17 protein-coding genes are annotated in these 20,392 nt (G+C 58.8%); 9 read left to right on the top strand and 8 right to left on the bottom strand.

The features are described from left to right. Positions 1 to 27: 27 nt before the first annotated feature. The 5 genes from L8K08_RS05360 to L8K08_RS05340 form a co-directional block, all read right to left on the bottom strand. A complete protein-coding gene (locus L8K08_RS05360; protein WP_145165243.1) occupies positions 28 to 1,422 on the bottom strand; it encodes an OprD family porin in 1,395 nt (464 codons plus the stop codon). A 170-nt stretch (positions 1,423 to 1,592) separates the two neighbouring features. Beyond that, complete coding sequence (locus L8K08_RS05355) at positions 1,593 to 3,197, bottom strand: ABC transporter substrate-binding protein (RefSeq protein WP_145165241.1); 1,605 nt, start codon at positions 3,195 to 3,197, stop codon at positions 1,593 to 1,595. Positions 3,198 to 3,502: 305 nt separating this feature from the next. Further along, entirely contained in the window at positions 3,503 to 5,131 is a 1,629-nt protein-coding gene (locus L8K08_RS05350) for an ABC transporter substrate-binding protein (protein ID WP_106578637.1), read from the bottom strand. A 258-nt stretch (positions 5,132 to 5,389) separates the two neighbouring features. Then, the gene (locus L8K08_RS05345; protein WP_242194733.1) at positions 5,390 to 6,991 is read right to left on the bottom strand and encodes an ABC transporter substrate-binding protein; all 1,602 of its coding nucleotides are present in this window, start codon (positions 6,989 to 6,991) and stop codon (positions 5,390 to 5,392) included. Positions 6,992 to 7,081: 90 nt separating this feature from the next. Continuing rightward, complete coding sequence (locus tag L8K08_RS05340) at positions 7,082 to 7,798, bottom strand: SIMPL domain-containing protein (protein WP_145165237.1); 717 nt, start codon at positions 7,796 to 7,798, stop codon at positions 7,082 to 7,084. 218 nt (positions 7,799 to 8,016) lie between these two features. On the opposite strand from L8K08_RS05340, the gene L8K08_RS05335 reads away from it, so the two are divergent. The 3 genes from L8K08_RS05335 to L8K08_RS05325 all read left to right on the top strand — a co-directional run bounded on the left by L8K08_RS05335 (position 8,017) and on the right by L8K08_RS05325 (position 11,656). Beyond that, positions 8,017 to 9,279 carry an ATP-binding protein gene (locus L8K08_RS05335; RefSeq protein ID WP_106578640.1) on the top strand — a complete coding sequence of 421 codons (1,263 nt, stop codon included), beginning with the start codon at positions 8,017 to 8,019 and terminating at the stop codon, positions 9,277 to 9,279. Beyond that, entirely contained in the window at positions 9,272 to 9,832 is a 561-nt protein-coding gene (locus L8K08_RS05330) for a response regulator transcription factor (RefSeq protein WP_003171731.1), read from the top strand. Before L8K08_RS05335 ends, L8K08_RS05330 begins: the two co-directional genes overlap by 8 nt. Before the next feature lie 99 nt (positions 9,833 to 9,931). Then, positions 9,932 to 11,656 carry an ABC transporter ATP-binding protein/permease gene (locus L8K08_RS05325; protein WP_242194729.1) on the top strand — a complete coding sequence of 575 codons (1,725 nt, stop codon included), beginning with the start codon at positions 9,932 to 9,934 and terminating at the stop codon, positions 11,654 to 11,656. A gap of 192 nt (positions 11,657 to 11,848) precedes the next feature. On the opposite strand, the gene L8K08_RS05320 is transcribed toward L8K08_RS05325, so the two are convergent. Beyond that, positions 11,849 to 12,286 carry a DUF1043 family protein gene (locus L8K08_RS05320; protein ID WP_145165233.1) on the bottom strand — a complete coding sequence of 146 codons (438 nt, stop codon included), beginning with the start codon at positions 12,284 to 12,286 and terminating at the stop codon, positions 11,849 to 11,851. A gap of 147 nt (positions 12,287 to 12,433) precedes the next feature. Between L8K08_RS05320 and L8K08_RS05315 the strand changes: the two genes are divergently transcribed. The 3 genes from L8K08_RS05315 (at position 12,434) to zapE (ending at position 15,617) form a co-directional block, all read left to right on the top strand. Continuing rightward, positions 12,434 to 13,063: an alpha/beta fold hydrolase gene (locus L8K08_RS05315; protein WP_145165231.1), complete on the top strand. Its 630-nt coding sequence runs from the start codon at positions 12,434 to 12,436 to the stop codon at positions 13,061 to 13,063. Positions 13,064 to 13,087: 24 nt separating this feature from the next. Next, a complete protein-coding gene (locus tag L8K08_RS05310; RefSeq protein WP_242194725.1) occupies positions 13,088 to 14,443 on the top strand; it encodes a tryptophan--tRNA ligase in 1,356 nt (451 codons plus the stop codon). 79 nt (positions 14,444 to 14,522) lie between these two features. After that, positions 14,523 to 15,617: a cell division protein ZapE gene (gene zapE / locus L8K08_RS05305; RefSeq protein ID WP_106578645.1), complete on the top strand. Its 1,095-nt coding sequence runs from the start codon at positions 14,523 to 14,525 to the stop codon at positions 15,615 to 15,617. Positions 15,618 to 15,745: 128 nt separating this feature from the next. On the opposite strand, the gene L8K08_RS05300 is transcribed toward zapE, so the two are convergent. Then, the gene (locus L8K08_RS05300; RefSeq protein WP_178119741.1) at positions 15,746 to 16,666 is read right to left on the bottom strand and encodes a GlxA family transcriptional regulator; all 921 of its coding nucleotides are present in this window, start codon (positions 16,664 to 16,666) and stop codon (positions 15,746 to 15,748) included. A 220-nt stretch (positions 16,667 to 16,886) separates the two neighbouring features. Between L8K08_RS05300 and L8K08_RS05295 the strand changes: the two genes are divergently transcribed. After that, the gene (locus L8K08_RS05295) at positions 16,887 to 18,023 is read left to right on the top strand and encodes an acyl-CoA dehydrogenase family protein (RefSeq protein ID WP_242194722.1); all 1,137 of its coding nucleotides are present in this window, start codon (positions 16,887 to 16,889) and stop codon (positions 18,021 to 18,023) included. 112 nt (positions 18,024 to 18,135) lie between these two features. Here the strand turns inward: L8K08_RS05295 and L8K08_RS05290 are convergent, their stop codons facing one another. Next, complete coding sequence (locus L8K08_RS05290) at positions 18,136 to 19,176, bottom strand: NADP(H)-dependent aldo-keto reductase (protein WP_242194720.1); 1,041 nt, start codon at positions 19,174 to 19,176, stop codon at positions 18,136 to 18,138. A 248-nt stretch (positions 19,177 to 19,424) separates the two neighbouring features. On the opposite strand from L8K08_RS05290, the gene rplM reads away from it, so the two are divergent. Continuing rightward, positions 19,425 to 19,853: a 50S ribosomal protein L13 gene (rplM, locus tag L8K08_RS05285; RefSeq protein ID WP_003171742.1), complete on the top strand. Its 429-nt coding sequence runs from the start codon at positions 19,425 to 19,427 to the stop codon at positions 19,851 to 19,853. A gap of 14 nt (positions 19,854 to 19,867) precedes the next feature. Then, entirely contained in the window at positions 19,868 to 20,260 is a 393-nt protein-coding gene (rpsI, locus tag L8K08_RS05280; protein ID WP_003171743.1) for a 30S ribosomal protein S9, read from the top strand. Positions 20,261 to 20,392 lie beyond the last annotated feature (132 nt).

Below are 20,392 nucleotides of genomic sequence, written 5' to 3'. Positions count from 1 at the left end.
CTGAGCCCGCCGTCTACCTGGCGCTAATTAAAGAATGTTGAACGGGATGGTGGTGACCAGGCGGAACTCACGCAGGTTGCCGTCAGCCTGGTTGGCGCTGGCACGGTGAGTCACGTAGGTACCACGAATGGTGGTGGCCTTGAGTGCGCCGCTTTGAATCGCGTAGGAAGTACCCACGCCGTATTCCTGGTGTTTCTCGCCGTCCTGGGTCTGGATACCGTTGTAAGCAAAGCCGGCACGGCCGCCGTCGCCGGTGTAGTGAGTGCCGTCGATGCCCCAGCCGCGAGCCGAGTAGATGTTGAACTTCAGGCCTGGCACGCCGTATTCGGCCATGTTGATGCCGTAAGCGATCTGGAACGATTTCTCGTTCGGACCGTTGAAGTCGGACGTCAGGGAGTTGGCCAGGTAGATGCCGTTGGTTTCGTGCAGGTAGTCGAAGTACTCGTTACCGTTCACTTCCTGGTACGAGAAGGTCAGGCTGTGAGCCTGGTGAGTCAGGCCGAGCGACAGCGAGTAAGTGTCGTTGTCGATCTTGCCCATCAACTTTTTGCCTTCGTCGACGGTTTTGTAGTAGTTCAGGCCGGTGGTCAGGCTCAGTTGCTGGCTGTCACCCAGTTCATGGGTTGCGCCGAAGTAGTACTGGTTCCAGAAGTCTTTGACTTGAGCGCCGAAGAAGCTGGTTTTCAGGCTCTTGAACGGCTGGTAGTTCACGCCCGCGGTGTAGACGTGATCCGCTTCCTGGCCATTGCCGTATTCGCTGCGGAATTTCGACAGGCTCTGCTCGGTACGTGGCGACACGCGGTCGAAGTAAGCGCCCTGGAACGACAGGTTGCTGAACTCTTCGCTGTTGAGGGCAAAACCTTCAAAGCTCGACGGCAGTGCACGGTTGCCGATGGTGTCGACGATGCCGCTGCTGAAGTTCTGGCGACCGGCGGTCAAGGTGGTGTTGGACACACGGAACTTGACGTTGGCCAGGCCCAGTTTGCTCCACTGGCCTACTGCGTCGCCGTCGGAGTCGGCCAGGGTACGGTTGGAACCGCCCTTGATGTCACGCTTGCTCTGGTCGAGCGCGATGACGTTGTAACCCGCTACTTCGGTTGCTACCCCAACAGTGCCTTGGGTGAAGCCCGAGGAGTAGTTAAGGATGGTGCCTTGCAGCCAGTTGGTACGGTAGGCGTCGGTGCGAGCCTCGCCGTGCTTCTGGTAAGTGAACTTGCTACCACGGAAACGCTGCTCGTTGGAGAACCAGTTACGGGTGGTACCGCCCAGGCTTTGACCGTCGATAAAGCCTTTGGCCTCGCTTTGGGCGCTGGTGCCGGCCAATGTGGTAGGGACGAAGTCCTGGCTTTGGGTTTCAGCGAAGGCGGTTGCCGTGATGCTGCTGATGGCCAGGGCCAGAAGCGCTTTGCTGCTCAGTTTCATGGGTGAAGCTCCTTTGGTTCTCTTTTTAATGCCGGTCTTTTTAGGTGAACCGGCTATTGGGTGTGTAACTCGTTCAAGCCTTTGCAAACGTTTGCTGTAGGAAATTTCGCAACAAAAGGCTGCACGTTTGCCAGGGAGCCAACATCGCTCCCTGCAATCCGGTTATTTTTTTATGGGTTGATACTGACGCCCGAGAACACGTTGCGGCCGAAGGGGCTGACTTTGAAACCTTCGACTTTGGCGCTTAACGGCTGGTTGACCGTCGAGTGGGCGACGGGCGTGATCGGCACCTGTGCTTTAAGCAGTTGCTGCGCCTGTTTGTACAGAACAGTCCTTTGTTCGCGGTCGGTGACGACCTTGGCTTGCTTGATCAGCTTGTCGTACGCCGGGTCACACCACATGGAGTAGTTGTTCCCGCCGATAGCGTCGCAGCTGTAAAGAGTGCCCAGCCAGTTGTCCGGGTCACCGTTGTCGCCGGTCCAGCCGATCAGGCTGACGTCGTGCTCACCGTTCTTGGTGCGCTTGATGTACTCGCCCCATTCGTAGCTGACGATCTTGACCTTGAGGCCGATCTTGGCCCAATCGCTTTGCAGCATCTCGGCCATCAGCTTGGCATTGGGGTTGTACGGACGTTGCACTGGCATCGCCCACAGGGTGATCTCGGTGCCTTCCTTGACGCCGGCGGCCTTGAGCAATTCCTTGGCTTTTTCCGGGTTGTAGGCAGCGTCCTTGATGGTGTCGTCGTAGGACCACTGGGTCGGCGGCATGGCGTTGACCGCCAGTTGGCCGGCGCCCTGGTACACGGCGTTGAGGATGCTCTGTTTGTTCACCGCCATGTCCAGCGCCTGACGCACTTCGAGCTGGTCGAAGGGTTTGTGGCGCACGTTGTAGGCGATGTAACCCAGGTTGAAGCCGGGTTTGGTCAGCAGTTGCAGGTTCGGGTCGGCCTTGAGGGCGTCGACGTCGGCCGGGCGCGGGTGCAGCGTGATCTGGCATTCGCCGGCCTTGAGCTTCTGTACCCGCACCGACGCATCGGTGTTGATGGCGAAGATCAGTTGGTCCAGCTTGACCCGGCTTGGGTCCCAGTACTGTTTGTTAGCCACGTAACGGATCTGCGAGTCTTTCTGATAACGCTGGAACACAAACGGGCCAGTGCCGATCGGCTTCTGGTTGATGTCGCTGGGCTTGCCTTCCTTGAGCAACTGCTCGGCGTACTCGGCCGACAGAATCGAGGCAAAGCTCATGGCGATGTTTTGAACGAACGCAGCGTCAACCGTATTCAAGGTCATCACCACGGTGTGCGGGTCGGTTTTCTCGACCTTGGCAATGTTCTTGTTCAGGCTCATCCCGTTGAAGTATGGAAACTCGGTGGGGTAGGCCTTGCGAAACGGGTGGTCGGGGTCAAGCATGCGGTTGAAGGTGAACAGCACGTCGTCGGCGTTGAAGTCGCGCGTCGGCTTGAATTCCTTGTTGCTGTGGAATTTCACCCCTTCACGCAAATGAAAGGTGTAGGTCAGGCCGTCTTCGGAAATATCCCACTTGGTTGCCAACCCAGGTACCACATTGGTCGCGCCTTTTTCGAACTCAACCAAGCGGTTGTACAGCGGCTCGGCCGCATCGTTGTCGGTGGCGGTGGTGTACTGCGCGGTGTCAAACCCGGCCGGGCTGCCTTCAGAGCAGAACACCAGGCTCTTCTTGTCGGCGGCTTGGCCCATCGTGGCCACAGCCAGCAGGCTGGTGCCAAAAATTGCGGATAGAACAGTGGTATGGCGCATGACGATCCCGATCCTTGTTTGTAGTTGTCATCAGCGAGCAATCACCCAGGCTCGAAGCCTGGGAGACATCACTGATCCCACACACGGCAGGTGCCTTTCCGATATTGGTGCCTCTGCTGTCGTACGACGGTATGGGCCGTGGACTTCGCAGTAAATGCGCCAAAACGGATTGACCTTGTAGGCAACAGACGCACCTATCGCAGTTCGTTGCCGTAGGACGGTAACGGTCGCAAAGGTGGTCTGGTTCCTACGGTCCAGGCGGATGCAATAACGGCGACGTTATGAAACGTCGCCGTTATTAATCCTTACTTGCCGCTTACGCTTACGCCGTAGAAAGAGTTCAAGCCAAACGGGCTGATCTTGAAGTCCTGCACGGTGTTGCGCATGGGTTGATACACCGTCGAGTGCGCGATAGGTGTGTAAGGCAATTCATGTTTCAGGAGTTGTTGCGCCTGCTTGTACAGTTCGGTGCGCTTGGCCACATCAGTGGTCGACTTGGCCTGACTGATCAGGTCGTCGTACTGCTTGTTGGTGAACTTGGAGAAGTTGTTACCGTTCAAGGCCGAGGAGGCAAAGAGGGTACCCAACCAGTTGTCCGGGTCACCATTGTCACCGCTCCAGCCGATGATCATCGCCTGGTTCTCGCCGCCTTTGGAGCGCTTGATGTACTCGCCCCATTCGTAGCTGACGATATTGACCTTCAGACCGATCTGTTTCCAGTCGCTCTGCAGCATCTCAGCCATCAGCTTGGCGTTCGGGTTGTACGGACGCTGAACCGGCATGGCCCACAAGGTGATCTCGGTGCCTTCCTTGATACCGGCTTCCTTGAGCAGTTCCTTGGCTTTGGCCGGGTCGTACTTGGCGTCTTTGATGGTGGTGTCATACGACCATTGGGTCGGCGGCATGGCGTTGACGGCCAGTTGGCCTGCGCCCTGATACACGGAGTCGATGATCTGCTGCTTGTTGACCGACATGTCCAGCGCCTGGCGAACCCGCAGGTCTGCCAATGGGTTTGGCGTGGTCTGGCCCTTAAGCACAGGCATGACGTTGTAAGCGATATAACCCAGGTTGAAGCCCGCCTGGTGCGGCATCTTCATGTCCTTGTCCGCTTCCAGTGGCTTGATGTCCGCTGGGCGAGGATAGGCCGTGATCTGGCACTCGTTCTTCTTGAGTTTTTGAATGCGTACCGAGGCGTCAGTGGAGATCGAGAAGATCAGGTTATCAACCTTGACGTCTTCAGGCTTCCAGTAGTCCTTGTTGCCGGTAAAGCGGATGTTGGAGTCTTTCTGGTAGCTCTTGAAGACGAACGGCCCGGTGCCGATTGGCTTCTGGTTGATGTCGCTGGCTTTGCCTTCCTTCAACAGCTGGGCAGCGTATTCGGCCGACTGGATCGACGCGAAACTCATTGCCAGGTTCTGGATGAAAGCCGCGTCCACGGTGCCAAGGGTGAACTTGACGGTATGGTCATCAACTTTTTCGATGTTCTTGATGTTCTTGTCCATCTCCATGTCCGAGAAGTACGGGAACTCGGTTGGATAGGCTTTACGGAACGGATCGTCCTTGTTGATCATGCGATTGAACGTGAACAGCACGTCATCGGCATTGAATTCACGAGTCGGCTTGAAATACGGGGTGGTGTGGAACTTGACGCCTTCACGAAGGTGGAAGGTATACGTCAGGCCATCCGGGGAAACGTCCCAACTGGTGGCCAGGCCTGGAACAACGGCGGTGCCGCCACGTTCAAATTGGCTCAGGCGGTTGAACACGGTTTCGGCCGAGGCATCGAAGTCTGTTCCGGTGGTGTACTGGCCTGGGTCAAAACCGGCCGGGCTCCCTTCGGAGCAGAACACCAGGTTAGTCGCCGCTTGGGCGAAAGGGGCTGCGGCCATAAGGCCAGCGCTAACTAAAAGCGGAAGGACTGCGTGTTTAAGCATGTTGGCCTCATGATTTGTTGTCATTTTTGGTGTTGAGGGCGACCTCGTGAGTCGGCCTGCGGATACTTATGCAGGGGCCATACCCATTGCAAGATGCTGAACCGTCGTGGAGGCCAAACAGTGGTACGAACGTACAGGAATGTCGCATTTATGAAAGTTTGTACATAAATGCATATATATAGAGGGTTTTTTCGGTGCATTTGACGCACCAAAAAAGCCCAACCGAGGCGTCTGGCGCACTCGGTTGGGGCGCAGCTGTTACTTATCTAGACTGACACCATAAAACGGCGTCAGGCCAAAAGGACTGATCTTGAAGTCCTGCACTTCTTTTCGAATAGGCTGGAAAACCGTCGAGTTTGCGATAGGCGTTATAGGTACTTGTTCCTTAAGGATTTTTTGTGCCTGCTGATACCACTTGATGCGCTGGTCGCGGTCACTGCTGACTTTGGCTTGCTGCACCAGCTTGTCGTAGGTCGGGTTACACCATTTGGCGTAGTTGCTGCCTTTGACCGCGGCACAACTGTAGAGCACGCCGAGCCAGTTATCCGGGTCGCCGTTGTCGCCGGTCCAGCCGTAAATCATCGCGTCATGTTCGCCATTTTTGGCGCGTTTGATGTATTCGCCCCATTCGTAGCTGACTATGTTGGCTTTGATACCCACCTTTTCCCAATCCTGCTGAATCATCTGCGCCGACATTCGCGCGTTGGGATTGGAGGCGCGCTGCACGGTCATCGCCCAAAGATTGATGGTGGTACCTGGTGCAACCCCTGCTTCTTTTAGTAGCGCCCGCGCCTTGGTCGGGTCGTAGGGCGCGTCCTTGATGGTGGGGTCATAAGACCACTGGGCAGGTGGCAATGCGTTCTGCGCCAATTGCCCGGCGCTCTGGTACACAGCCTTGATGATTGCCGGCTTGTCGATGGCCATATCCAGGGCCTGACGCACTTTGAGTTGGTCGAGCGGCGGGTGAGTCACGTTGTAAGCAAGAAAGCCCAGGTTGAAACCGGCTTGTTGCAGCACGCGCAGGTTTGGTTCCTGTTTCATCACCTCGATATCGGCCGGGCGTGGGTAACCGCTGACCTGGCATTCGCCGGCCTTGAGCTTCTGCAAGCGCGAAGCGGCGTCCGGAGTGATGGCAAACACCAGGTTGTCGAGCTTCACATCCTCGGGTTTCCAATACTGTTTATTGGCGACGTAACGGATCTGCGAGTCTTTCTGGTAGCGCTTGAACACAAACGGCCCGGTGCCGACGGGTTTCTGGTTGATGTCTTCAGCCTTGCCCTCTTTCAACAGCTGGGCGGCGTATTCGGCCGATTGCACCGAGGCAAAACTCATGGCCAGGTTTTGCACGAACGAGGCATCGACATTATTCAGGTTGAAACGCACGGTGTGCTCGTCGAGTTTTTCGACGTTTTTGATCGTGGTGTTCAACCCCATGTCGGTGAAGTACGGCGACTCGGACGGGTAAGCCTTGCGAAATGGGCTGTCGGCATCCAGCAGGCGGTTGAAGGTAAACAGCACGTCATCCGCGTTGAAGTCGCGGGTAGGGGTGAAGTAGTCGGTGGTATGGAACTTGACGCCATCGCGCAGATGGAAGGTGTAGCTCAGGCCGTCATTGGATACATCCCAGCTCGTGGCCAGGCCGGGTTCGACTTCGGTGCCGCCACGCTTGAACTGGGTCAAGCGGTTGAACACAGTTTCGGCGGAGGCATCAAAATCGGTGCCGCTGGTGTACTGACTGGGGTCGAAGCCGGCAGGGCTGGCTTCGGAGCAGTAGACCAGGGTGCTGGCCGCCTGGGCCATCGGCATAAACGCCAGCAGGCTTGCAGCCAGGATTAGCGGTTTGAAAGCGGTTCTTTCCATGGAAACTCCTGAAGTGGCAGGCCTATACAGCCGCCCAAACGAAAACGGCGGCAACCGAGGTTACCGCCGTTCAGGTTTGTCAGGTAGAGGTCACTGCATCTGTACTTCGATCACGCCGTCGGCGCTCATGTTGACCTGGCTGGTACCCGCTTCTACTTCAGGCGTCGGTGCCGAATCCGCCATCGCCGCTTTCATCATCATGCCGGCGCCGCGCGCGTAAGGCATCGGGTAGCCGTTGGTGTTGAAGTTCAGGTTGACGATCTTGTAGCCCTTGCCGCCCAGCGCATCGGTGGCCAACTGCGCGCGCGCCTTGAAGGCGGCGACCGCGTCTTTGAGCAGGGCATCTTCGCTGGACTTGCGCGTGGCGTCGGCGATGGCGAAGTCCATGTTTTCCATTTTCAGGGTGTTCAGCAGATCGCCGGTGAGCTTGGACAGCGCCGGGAAATCCGCGCTTTCCAGGCGCAGTTCGGCACGCTCGCGCCAGCCGGTGATCTTCTGGTTCTTGTTGTCGTAGATCGGGTAGCTGTTGCGGCTGCCCTGGCGCAGGGTCACGCCTTTGACTTCGCGCGCTTCGCCCAGGGCCTTGTTCAGGGTGGTGGTGATTTCGGCGGCGAGCTTGGCCGGGTCGGTGTTTTGTGACTCGGTATAAAGTGTGACGATCATCTTGTCGCGAGCCACTTCCTGGCTGACTTCGGCACGCAGGGAGATCTGGTTGTAATGCAGTTCATCGGCGGCCATGGCCGGCAGGCTGGCCAGGGCGCTGGCGCTGAGAGTGAGGACAGCTGCACTGCGAGTGAAACGAGACATGGAAGCTCCTTGGGATGGTCGTGTTGGTATAACCGTGTTCGGTAAGACTGTAGACGGTGCTATCGGGTTCTTCGGGTTTACACATTCGCTACAAGTGGCCCGGTGCCGACGAACGGTCATCTGCCCGGCCTGCGTCAAAGAGCCACACGCGCCGTGCCAGCGGGTCTGCTTCGTTTATACTTCTGCCGATCCGCCTGCAGCGCTCACCGGGAGAGCTCATGCTCGCCGCCGTAAAACTGACTTCCGCCACCCGCCAGAACCTCTGGCGCCTGACGTTCATTCGTACCTTGGTACTGGCCGCACAGGCCGGCTCCGTCGGGCTCGCGTATTGGTTCGACCTGCTGCCGCTGCCTTGGCTGCAGCTGGCCGTGACACTGGGCTTTTCCATCGTGCTGTGCGTGTTCACTGCCATTCGGCTGCGCACCACGTGGCCGGTGACCGAGCTGGAATACGCGCTGCAATTGGCCTGCGACCTGTTTATCCACAGTGTGTTGCTTTATTTCTCCGGTGGTTCCACCAACCCGTTCGTGTCTTATTACCTGGTGCCGCTGACCATTGCCGCCGTGACGTTGCCATGGCGCTATTCGGTGGTGCTGTCAGGCATCGCGCTGACGCTGTACACCTTGCTGCTGGCGCAGTTTTACCCGCTGAAGACCTTCCCTATCGCCCGGGAAAATCTGCAGATCTACGGGATGTGGCTGAGCTTTGCGCTGTCTGCTGCGGTTATCACGTTTTTCGCCGCGCGCATGGCCGAAGAGCTGCGCCGTCAGGAAGAATTGCGCGCCATTCGCCGTGAGGAAGGCCTGCGTGACCAGCAGTTGCTCGCCGTCGCCACCCAGGCCGCCGGCGCCGCCCATGAACTGGGCACACCGCTGGCAACCATGAGCGTACTGCTCAAGGAAATGACCCAGGACCATCACGACCCGGCGCTGCAAGATGACCTGAGCGTGTTGCAGGAACAGGTCAAGCAGTGCAAGCAGACCTTGCAGCAACTGGTACGCGCCGCCGAGGCCAATCGCCGCCTGGCGGTGGAGATGCAAGACGTGACCCAGTGGCTCGACGAAGCCCTGAACCGCTGGCACCTGATGCGCCCCGAAGCCAGTTACCGTTTCAACCTGCTGGGCCAGGGCAGCGTGCCGCGCATGGCGCCGCCGCCAGACCTGACGCAGGCGTTGCTCAACCTGCTGAACAACGCCGCCGATGCCTGCCCTGAAGGATTGGGCGTGCAGCTGGACTGGGACGCGGAAAACGTGACCATCAGCATTCGTGACCACGGCGCGGGCGTGCCGCTGGCCATTGCCGAGCAGATCGGCAAACCCTTCTTTACCACCAAGGGCAAAGGCTTCGGCCTCGGCCTGTTTTTGAGCAAGGCCAGCGTGACCCGCGCGGGCGGCTCAGTGAAGCTCTATAGTCATGAGGAAGGTGGCACGCTCACCGAGCTGCGCCTGCCCCGTGTCGCACGAGGAGATATCGATGAGTGACGAGATCCAAGTCGAAGGCGAAGAACTGCCGCACCTGCTGCTGGTAGATGACGACGCCACCTTTACCCGCGTGATGGCGCGCGCCATGAGCCGCCGTGGTTTTCGCGTGAGCACCGCAGGCTCGGCCGAAGAAGGCCTGACCATCGCCCAGGCCGATTTGCCGGACTACGCCGCGCTCGACCTGAAAATGGACGGCGACTCCGGCCTGGTGCTGCTGCCCAAGTTGCTGGAACTCGACCCCGAAATGCGCGTGGTGATCCTCACCGGTTACTCGAGCATCGCCACCGCCGTCGAGGCCATCAAGCGCGGCGCCTGCAATTATTTGTGCAAGCCGGCGGACGCCGACGACGTGCTGGCCGCGCTGCTCTCCGAGCATGCCGATCTCGACACCCTGGTGCCGGAAAACCCGATGTCGGTGGATCGTCTGCAGTGGGAGCATATTCAGCGCGTGTTGACTGAACACGAAGGCAATATCTCCGCTACCGCCCGCGCCCTGGGCATGCACCGGCGTACCCTGCAACGCAAGCTGCAGAAGCGCCCGGTACGGCGCTGAACAAAGTCTGAACAATCTGCTTCAGGCCGCACGGAGCCCTGAACCGATCGTCTATGATCGGTTCAAACGCCTGTCACTTTTTCCTACCGAGCCTGAACGATGAATCAGAACGCTGAGTACTCCGCGGTCAACGATGCGGTGCGTGGGCACTTCTTTCGCCGAACCTGGGCGATGATCACGCCCTATTGGCGCAGCGAAGAGAAGGGCAAGGCCTGGTTGTTGCTGGCTGCAGTGATTGGTCTGTCGCTGTTCAGCGTGGCGATCTCCGTGTGGATCAACCACTGGTATAAAGACTTTTACAACGCGCTGGAGAAGAAGGACACCGCCGCCTTCTGGCAGCTGATCGGCTATTTCGGCGGGATCGCCGCCGTAGCGATTCTCGGCGCGGTCTACCGCCTCTACCTGACCCAGATGCTGACGATCCGCTGGCGTGCCTGGCTCACCGAAAAGCATTTTGCACGTTGGCTTGCCCACAAGAATTACTACCAGCTGGAGCAGGGCGGTTACACCGATAACCCGGACCAGCGGATTTCCGAAGACCTCAACAACTTCACCTCCAGCACCTTGAGCCTTGGCCTGGGCCTGCTGCGTAACGTGGTGAGCATAGTGTCGTTCTCGATCATCCTGTGGGGCGTGTCGGGCAGTATCGAAGTGTTTGGTTTCACCATCCCCGGCTATATGTTCTGGTGCGCGTTGGTGTACGCGGGCGTCGGTAGCTGGCTGACCCACCTGATCGGCCGCCGTTTGATCGGCCTGAGCAACCAACAACAACGCTTTGAAGCAGACCTGCGTTTCTCCATGGTGCGTGTGCGTGAGAACGCCGAGAGCATCGCCTTGTACAACGGCGAACCGAATGAAAACCAGCGCCTGAGCGCACGCTTTGGCAAGGTCTGGCACAACTTCTGGGACATCATGAAAGTGTCCAAGCGCCTGACCTTTTTCACCGCTGGCTACAGCCAGATTGCGATCATCTTCCCCTTCATTGTCGCCGCGCCACGCTACTTCACCGGCAAGATCGAGCTGGGCGAGCTGATGCAAATCAACTCGGCGTTCGGCAACGTGCAAGAGAACTTCAGCTGGTTTATCAACGCGTATTCGGAGTTGGCTTCATGGCGCGCGACCAGTGATCGTCTGCTCAGCTTCCATCAGGCCATGAGTGACAACGAGCAGCGTGTGCCCGCCATCGATGTGCACCCCGAGGGCGAGCGCCTGGTGGTGAAAAACCTGGGCATGGATTTGGCTGACGGTCGTCACTTGCTGACCGACGCCGACATGACCGTAGAGCCGGGCCAGCGCGTGATGCTCAGTGGGCGCTCAGGCAGCGGCAAGAGTACGCTGCTGCGCGCAATGGGCCACCTCTGGCCAGCGGGCCACGGCAGCATTCGTCTGCCGGCTGCGCGTTACCTGTTTCTGCCGCAAAAGCCTTACTTGCCCATTGGCACGTTGAAGGCTGTGTTGAGTTATCCACAAGACGACAGCGCGTACCCGGCCGAACGTTATGCACAGGTCCTGGAAACGTGCCGCCTGCCGCATCTGGTTGCGCGCCTGGACGAAGCCAATCATTGGCAACGCATGCTCTCGCCGGGTGAGCAGCAGCGGCTGGCCTTTGCTCGCGCGTTGTTGTTCGCGCCGCAATGGCTGTACATGGATGAAGCGACCTCGGCGATGGATGAGGAAGACGAAGCCACGTTGTATCAAGCATTGATTGACGAGTTGCCGGGACTGAGCATCGTCAGCGTCGGCCATCGCAGCAGCCTCAAGCGCTTCCATGGGCGGCATGTACGGATTGACGGTGGGTTGTTGCAGGAGCAGCAACCGGCTTAAGGTCGTACGCGGTCAATGTGGTAGCGGGCTTGCTCGCGAATACGGTCTGTCAGTTAACGATGTGCTGATGACCCACCGCGTTCGCGGGCAAGCCCGCTCCCACAGTGGATCTCCAGTGTTATGGAAAGTGAAGCCCAATAAAAAGCCCGGCTGATCATCGATCAGCCGGGCTTTTTGTTGCTTGCAGAAGACTTACTTCTTCAAGCCGTAATGCTCATCCAGCATGCCTGGGGCGTCCGGCGTTTTTGGCGCGTAGTCCCGTGGTGGCTCCTGGTTTTCCCGCGGAGGCGTCAGGCGCTCCCGTGGCGCGTGCGGTGCATCGGAGTGCAGCGCGGCCAGCAGACGCTGGCGGGTGATGTCGTCGAGGGCCAGGCGGTTAGCGCCATCGGCGAGGTGATCCTGTACGTCCTGGTAGCTCTGGGTGAGCTTCTTGACCAGGGTCGCGGTGCTGTTGAAGTGGGTAACAACCTCGTTCTGATAACTGTCAAAACGTTCCTGAATGTCATCCAGCTGACGCTGCGTGCGGTTAGGCGCGGCATTTGGCAGCAGGCGGGCAACCAGGAATCCAATGGCGACACCGGCAACCAAGGCGAGAGTCGGCAACAACCAAACTAAGAGCGAGTGTTCCACGAGTCCTTCCTCTATAAACGGCTTTGCTTTACGTTAACGGCTCGGACCTGCGCTGTATACCGCGATTAAGCTCGCAATGATGCCATGCACAGACTTTTAGCTAGACGAGTCGACCCTTTGTGAGGTCACGGAGTTCATTCCTTGCTCATGCGTGAAACCCCCGTTTTGATCGATGGCCCGGTTGGCCAATTGGAAGCCCTGTACCTGGATCACCCCGAGCCACGTGGCCTGGCGCTGATCTGCCACCCTAACCCGGTGCAGGGCGGGACCATGCTCAATAAAGTTGTCTCGACCCTGCAACGCACCGCTCGCGATGCTGGTTTGATTACTTTACGTTTCAATTACCGTGGCGTCGGTGCCAGCGCCGGTACCCACGACATGGCCACCGGTGAAGTGGACGATGCCGAAGCGGCCGCCACCTGGCTGCGGGAAAAACACCCCGACCTGCCGCTCACCCTGCTCGGGTTTTCCTTTGGTGGTTACGTGGCCGCCAGCCTCGGCGGCCGTCTGGAAGCCAAGGGTGAAAAGCTCGCGCACCTGTTCATGGTGGCCGCCGCCGTGATGCGCCTGCGTGATACCGACGTGCTGCCCCAAGGCTGCCCATTGACTTTGATTCAGCCGGAAACCGACGAAGTGGTCGACCCGCAGGTCGTCTACGATTGGTCCGCTGCCTTGAAACGCCCCCATGAGCTGCTGAAAGTGGCAGAATGCGGGCACTTTTTTCATGGCAAGCTCACCGATCTCAAGGATCTGGTGCTGCCGCGACTCTCGAATTGATAGCAGTCTGATAAGCGATTACCCATGACGACTCGTACCCGTATTCTCACCGGCATCACCACCACCGGCACGCCGCACTTGGGCAACTACGCCGGCGCGATCCGCCCGGCGATCCTCGCCAGCCAGGACGCGAATGCCGATTCCTTCTACTTCCTGGCCGACTACCACGCCCTGATCAAATGCGATGACCCGCAGCGCATCCAGCGCTCGCGTATGGAAATTGCCGCGACCTGGCTGGCCGGTGGCCTGGATGTGAACCGGGTGACGTTCTATCGCCAGTCCGACATCCCGGAAATTCCTGAACTGACCTGGCTGCTGACCTGTGTTGCCGCCAAGGGCCTGCTTAACCGCGCCCACGCCTACAAGGCCTCGGTGGACAAGAACGTCGAAACCGGCGAAGACCCGGACGCGGGCATCACCATGGGCTTGTACAGCTACCCGGTGCTGATGGCGGCGGACATCCTGATGTTCAACGCGCACAAGGTGCCGGTCGGCCGCGACCAGATCCAGCACGTGGAAATGGCCCGCGACATTGGTCAGCGTTTCAACCACCTGTTTGGCAACGGTAAAGAATTCTTCACCATGCCTGAGGCGTTGATCGAAGAAAGCGTCGCCACCTTGCCGGGCCTGGATGGCCGCAAGATGTCCAAGAGCTACGACAACACCATCCCGTTGTTCACCAGCGCCAAGGACATGAAGGAGGCGATCTCGCGGATCGTCACCGACTCGCGCGCGCCTGGCGAAGCCAAAGACCCGGACAACTCGCACCTGTTCACCCTGTTCCAGGCGTTTGCAACCAAGGCCCAGGAAGAGGAATTCCGTGCCGAGCTGCTGCAAGGCCTGGGCTGGGGCGAGGCGAAGAACCGTCTGTTCCAATTGCTCGACGGCCAACTGGGGGAGGCGCGCGAGCGTTATCACCAACTGATGTCGCGCCCCTCGGACATGGAAGACCTGCTACTGATCGGTGCCCAGAAAGCCCGCGCCGTGGCGGCGCCGTTCCTGGCTGAGCTGCGTGAAGCGGTGGGCCTGCGTTCGTTCGTCAATCAGGCCGCCGCGCCGGTGGCAGCCAAGAAGAAAGCCGCCAAAGCCGCGCGCTTTGTGAGCTTTCGCGAAGACGACGGCAGCTTCCGCTTCCGCCTGCTGTCGGCCGATGGCGAGCAACTGCTGCTGTCGCGCAATTTTGCCGACGGCAAAGCGGCCGGTGCGGTGACCAAGCAACTGCAAAGCGGCGACGCGCTGGATGTACGCACTGAGGCCCTGAGTTTCAGCGTATGGCTCGATGGCGCGGTGGTTGCCGACAGTGCCGCGTTCGCCGACGAAACGTCGCGCGATGCAGCCATCGCCGCGCTGCGCGTTGCGTTGACCCCAACCGAGGATTAACCCGACCAAGGTTTGATTGCCATTATCCAGGGCCGTCGTTACAGTGACGGCCCGTTTTTGTTGCCTTGCTAACGAAATTATGACGCCCCTAGAACGATATCAAGCTGATCTGAAACGCCCTGAATTCTTCCATGACGCTGCGCAGGAAAATGCGGTGCGTCATTTGCAGCGCCTGTACGACGACCTGGTCGCGGCCTCGCAAAACAAGCCAGGGATGTTCAGCAAGCTGTTTGGCAAGAAAGACCATACGCCGGTCAAAGGCCTGTACTTCTGGGGTGGCGTGGGCCGCGGCAAGACTTACCTGGTCGACACCTTCTTCGAAGCGCTGCCGTTCAAGGAAAAGGTGCGTACGCACTTTCACCGCTTCATGAAGCGCGTGCACGAAGAAATGAAGACGCTGCCGGGCGAGAAAAACCCGCTGACCATCATCGCCAAGCGCTTCTCCGACGAGGCGCGGGTGATTTGTTTCGACGAATTCTTCGTCTCCGACATTACCGATGCGATGATCCTCGGCACCCTGATGGAAGAGCTGTTCAAGAACGGCGTGACCCTGGTTGCGACCTCGAACATCGTGCCCGATGGCTTGTACAAGGACGGCCTGCAACGCGCGCGCTTCCTGCCGGCCATCGCGTTGATCAAGCAGAACACCGAGATCGTCAACGTCGACAGCGGCGTCGACTATCGCCTGCGTCACCTTGAGCAAGCGGAGCTTTACCACTATCCGCTGAACGATGCCGCGCTCGACAGCCTGAAAAAAAGCTTCCGTGCGCTCACGCCGGAATGCACCAAGGCGGTCGAAAACGACAAGCTGATGATCGAGAACCGCGAAATCATCGCGCTGCGCACCTGCGATGACGTGGCCTGGTTCGAGTTCCGCCAGTTGTGCGATGGCCCGCGCAGCCAGAACGACTACATCGAACTGGGCAAGATCTTCCACGCGGTGATCCTGAGCGGCGTGGAACAGATGAGCGTCACCACTGACGACATTGCGCGCCGGTTTATCAACATGGTCGACGAGTTCTACGACCGCAACGTCAAGCTGATCATCTCGGCGGAAGTCGAACTCAAGGACCTCTACACCGGCGGTCGCTTGAACTTCGAATTCCAGCGCACGCTGAGTCGCTTGCTGGAAATGCAGTCCCACGAGTTCCTGTCGCGCGGGCACAAACCCTAACAGCGACACGCATAAATGGTGGGAGGGGCTTGCCCCCGATAGCGGTGTGTCAGGGCCAGGTGTACTGACTGACCGACTGCTATCGGGGGCAAGCCCCCTCCCACATTTTTTACGGTGTTTGACCCTGCTTAAGCGGCTTGCTGGAACTGCTGCCGGTATTGGTTCGGCGACAGCTCGGTGTGCTGCCTGAACAGCCGCGCAAAGAAGCTCGCATCGTCGTAACCCACCTCATAGCTGATGGTCTTGATGCTTTTGCGGCTGCCCGAGAGCAAGCCTTTGGCGGTCTCGATGCGCAGGCGTTGCAGGTAGTGCAGCGGCTTGTCGCCGGTGGCGGTCTGGAAACGGCGCATGAAGTTGCGGATGCTCATGCCGTGTTCGCGGGCGACGTCTTCGAAGCGAAACTTGTCGGCAAAGTGCTCTTCGAGCCAGTGCTGGATCTGCAGGATGATCACGTCCTGGTGCAGCTTCTGCCCACCAAAACCAATGCGCCCCGGTGCGTAGCTGCGTTGCACTTCGTAGAGGATGTCGCGGGCCACGGCCTGGGCGATGTTGGCGCCGCAGAAGCGTTCGATCAGGTAGATATAAAGGTCGCACGCCGAGGTGGTGCCGCCGGCGCAATACAGGTTGTCGGCGTCGGTCAGGTGCTTGTCCTGGTTGAGCTGCACCTTGGGGAAGCGTTCGCTGAAGGCATTGAAGAAACGCCAGTAGGTGGTCGCCTCCTTGCCATCGAGCAACCCGGCCTCGGCCAGCCAGAACACCCCAGTGGCCTCACCGCAGAGTACAGCGCCGCGAGCGTGTTGCTGGCGCAGCCAGGGCAGCACTTGCGGGTAGCGTGTGCATAACGCGTCGAAGTCGTCCCAGAAGGCCGGTAGCACGATGATGTCGGCGTCTTCCAGGCCGCCGTCCACCGGCATGATCACATCACTGAAGCTGCGCACCGATTGCCCGTCGGGGCTGACCAGGCGCGTTTCAAACGCCGGGGTCAGGCCCAGGCCTTGTTGTTTGCCATAACGCAGGCTGGCGAGATGGAAGAAATCCTTGGCTTGCATGAGGGTGGAAGCGAATACCCGATCAATGGCCAAAATGCTGACGCGCCGCAAGGGCGTGGAGATTTGGTTAGACATAATTTCATTTATTCTTATAGGGGAAAGTGGTCACCAGACGGCTGGATCGTCTTATTTTTTGTCGCATGTGTCCAGTGTCCCGTGACGGCTTCGCGGCATAGGCTCTGTGGTCTGGCCTTTGTCCGACAATCCACGCAGGTGACCCATGATCCCCAGAACCTTGTTCAGCTCGGAGCACGAACTTTTCCGCGAGAGCGTGCGCACCTTCCTTGAAAAACACGCTGCGCCGTTCCATGGGCAATGGGAGAAACAGGGCTATATCGACCGTGCGTTGTGGAGCAAGGCGGGGGAGGCGGGGATGCTTTGCTCCCACTTGCCGGAAGAGTATGGCGGCCTGGGCGCCGACTTTCTCTACAGCGCGGTGGTGATCGAAGAGGTCAGCCGCCTGGGTTTGACGGGCATCGGTTTCTCGCTGCATTCGGACATCGTCGCGCCGTACATCCTGCATTACGGCAGCGAGGCGCTGAAGCAGAAGTACCTGCCCAAATTGATTTCCGGTGAAATGGTGACGGCCATCGCCATGACCGAGCCAGGGGCGGGTTCCGACTTGCAGGGTGTGAAGACCACCGCGGTGCTGGACGGCGATGAGTACGTGATCAACGGCTCAAAGACCTTCATCACCAATGGCTTTCTCGCCGAGCTGGTGATCGTCGTGGCCAAGACCGATCCCAAGGCCGGCGCCAAGGGCACCAGCCTGTTTCTGGTGGAAGCCGACACGCCGGGCTTCGACAAGGGCAAGCGCCTGGAGAAGGTGGGCATGAAGGCCCAGGACACCTCGGAGCTGTTTTTCCAGGACGTGCGCGTGCCCAAGGGCAATCTGCTGGGGCAGGCGGGCATGGGCTTCGCCTATTTGATGCAGGAGTTGCCGCAGGAGCGTTTGACCGTGGCGATTGCTGCGCTCGCATCGGCGGAGGCGGCGCTGCAGTGGACCTTGGAATACACCCGTGAGCGCAGGGCGTTTGGCAAGGCGATTGCCGATTTCCAGAACACCCGGTTCAAGCTGGCGGAGATGGCCACGGAGATTCAGATCGGTCGCGTATTTGTCGACCAGTGCATGGCGTTGCACCTGGAAGGCAAGCTCGACGTGCCTACTGCCGCGATGGCCAAGTACTGGGCCACGGACCTGCAATGCAAGGTTCTCGACGAGTGTGTGCAGCTGCACGGCGGTTACGGCTTTATGTGGGAATACCCGATCGCGCGGGCCTGGGCGGATGCGCGGGTGCAGCGGATTTATGCGGGGACCAACGAAATCATGAAGGAGATTATTGCGCGAGCGCTTTGATCTTCGGTGGTGCTCAGGGCCTCATCGGGGGCAAGCCCCCTCCCACATTTTGATGTGTGAATACAGTCAAATGTGGGAGCTGGCTTGCCTGCGATAGCTATCTAAAGATCAATCAAGGCGCTGGATTCGGGTGATCCTTCTGAATCGCCTCAATCCCCTCCAACACTTCTTTCGACAGCTTCAAGTCAGCGCTGGCGATGTTGCTATCCAGTTGCTCCAAAGACGTCGCACCAATGATGTTGCTGGTCACAAACGGCTGTTGCGTCACAAACGCCAAGGCCATCTGCGCCGGGTCCAGGCCGTGTTCACGTGCCAGCGCCACATAGCGGCTGCACGCCGCTTCGGACTGCGGGTTGAAGTAGCGGCTGAAACGGCTGTATTCGGTCAGGCGTGCCTTGGCCGGGCGTGCGCCGTTCTCGTACTTGCCGCTGAGCATGCCGAACGCCAGGGGCGAATACGCCAGCAGGCCGCACTGTTCACGAATCGCCACTTCCGCCAGGCCAACCTCAAAGCTGCGGTTGAGCAGGTTGTAGGGGTTCTGGATCGACACCGCGCGGGGCCAGCCACGGGCTTCGGCCAGGGCGAGGAATTTCATGGTGCCCCACGGGGTTTCGTTGGACAGGCCGATGTGGCGGATCTTGCCGGCTTTTACCTGCTCGTCCAGCGCTTCGAGGGTTTCTTCCAGCGGGGTGAGGTCGTCTTCGTCCTTGTGCTTGTAGCTCAGTTGGCCGAAGAAGTTGGTGCTGCGTTCCGGCCAGTGCAGCTGGTAGAGGTCGATCCAGTCGGTTTGCAGGCGCTTGAGGCTGGCATCCAGTGCTTCGACGATGTGCTTGCGGTTGTGGCGCAGGTGGCCGTCGCGGATGTAGTCGATGGTGTTGCCGGGGCCGGCGATCTTGCTGGCGAGGATCCAGTCGGCACGGTCACCGCGGCTTTTGAAGTAATTACCGATGTAACGCTCGGTAGTGGCATAGGTATCGGCCTTGGGCGGCACCGGGTACATTTCCGCCGTGTCGAGGAAGTTGATCCCCGCGGCCTTGGCCCGTTCGATCTGCGCGAAGGCCTCTGCCTCGCTGTTCTGCTCACCCCAGGTCATGGTGCCCAAGGCTATCGCGCTTACGTTCAGATCGGTTCGGCCCAGCTGTCGATAATCCATCGGGTACTCCTTCAGGGAAAACAATCATAAAAGCAGGTTGAATTTTTTTTCGCAATCTGCATAATTGCCCACCTCTTTCTGCAGTGGAAGTGATGCGCCGCCTGCCGAAGAATCTTGCCGTTGAACGGACGCGCCGACCCGAGCCCCCGATAGCGTCTGTATCCGGCTGCCTTTGACTTGTCAAAGTACGCACTATTCAGTAAGATCCGCCGTCTAATTTACAGGGCGGCCCCTGAGGCTATTAAAGAATGACAACTTTTACTGCAAAACCGGAAACAGTTCAGCGCGACTGGTTTGTCGTCGACGCCGCTGGTCAGACCCTGGGTCGTCTGGCCACTGAAGTCGCCAGCCGTCTGCGTGGCAAGCACAAGCCTGAGTACACCCCTCACGTTGACACCGGTGACTACATCGTGATCATCAACGCTGAGCAGGTACGTGTTACCGGCAACAAAGCGCAAGACAAAATGTACTACCGTCACTCCGGTTTCCCAGGCGGTATCAAGTCTTCGAACTTTGAAGGCCTGATTTCCAAGAAGCCTGAAGCCCCGATCGAAATCGCGGTCAAAGGCATGCTGCCGAAGGGCCCACTGGGTCGCGATATGTTTCGCAAGCTGAAAGTCTATGCGGGCGCTGTACACCCTCATGCTGCTCAGCAGCCCCAAGAACTGAAGTTTTAACGGAATAGTTCATTATGTCGGCGACTCAAAATTACGGCACTGGCCGTCGCAAAACCGCAACCGCACGCGTTTTCCTGCGTCCGGGCACTGGTAACATCTCGATCAACAACCGCACTCTGGACAACTTCTTCGGTCGCGAAACTGCCCGCATGGTAGTTCGTCAGCCGCTGGAACTGACCGAGACTGTTGAAAAGTTCGACATCTACGTCACCGTTATCGGTGGCGGTGTAAGTGGTCAAGCTGGCGCAATCCGCCACGGTATCACTCGCGCTCTGATGCAGTACGACGAAACCCTGCGTGGCGCACTGCGCAAAGCTGGCTTCGTAACTCGCGATGCTCGTGAAGTTGAACGTAAGAAAGTCGGTCTGCGTAAAGCGCGTAAGCGTCCGCAGTACTCGAAGCGTTAATTCGCTTTACGTTCCACAAAAACGCCCAACTCCTCACGGAGCTGGGCGTTTTTTATTGCCTGCGATTTATGCACAAATTTCGCCGTGACAACTTGCCACATCCGTAGACCCCCTATACTACAAGGCCTGGAG

This window comes from Pseudomonas sp. TREG-RG-20F-10-E-6-01, from assembly GCF_022662455.1.
Classification (GTDB): Bacteria; Pseudomonadota; Gammaproteobacteria; order Pseudomonadales; family Pseudomonadaceae; genus Aquipseudomonas.
The sequence above is the reverse complement of the archived record's forward strand: the minus strand, read 5'-3'. Positions and strand labels throughout refer to the sequence as shown.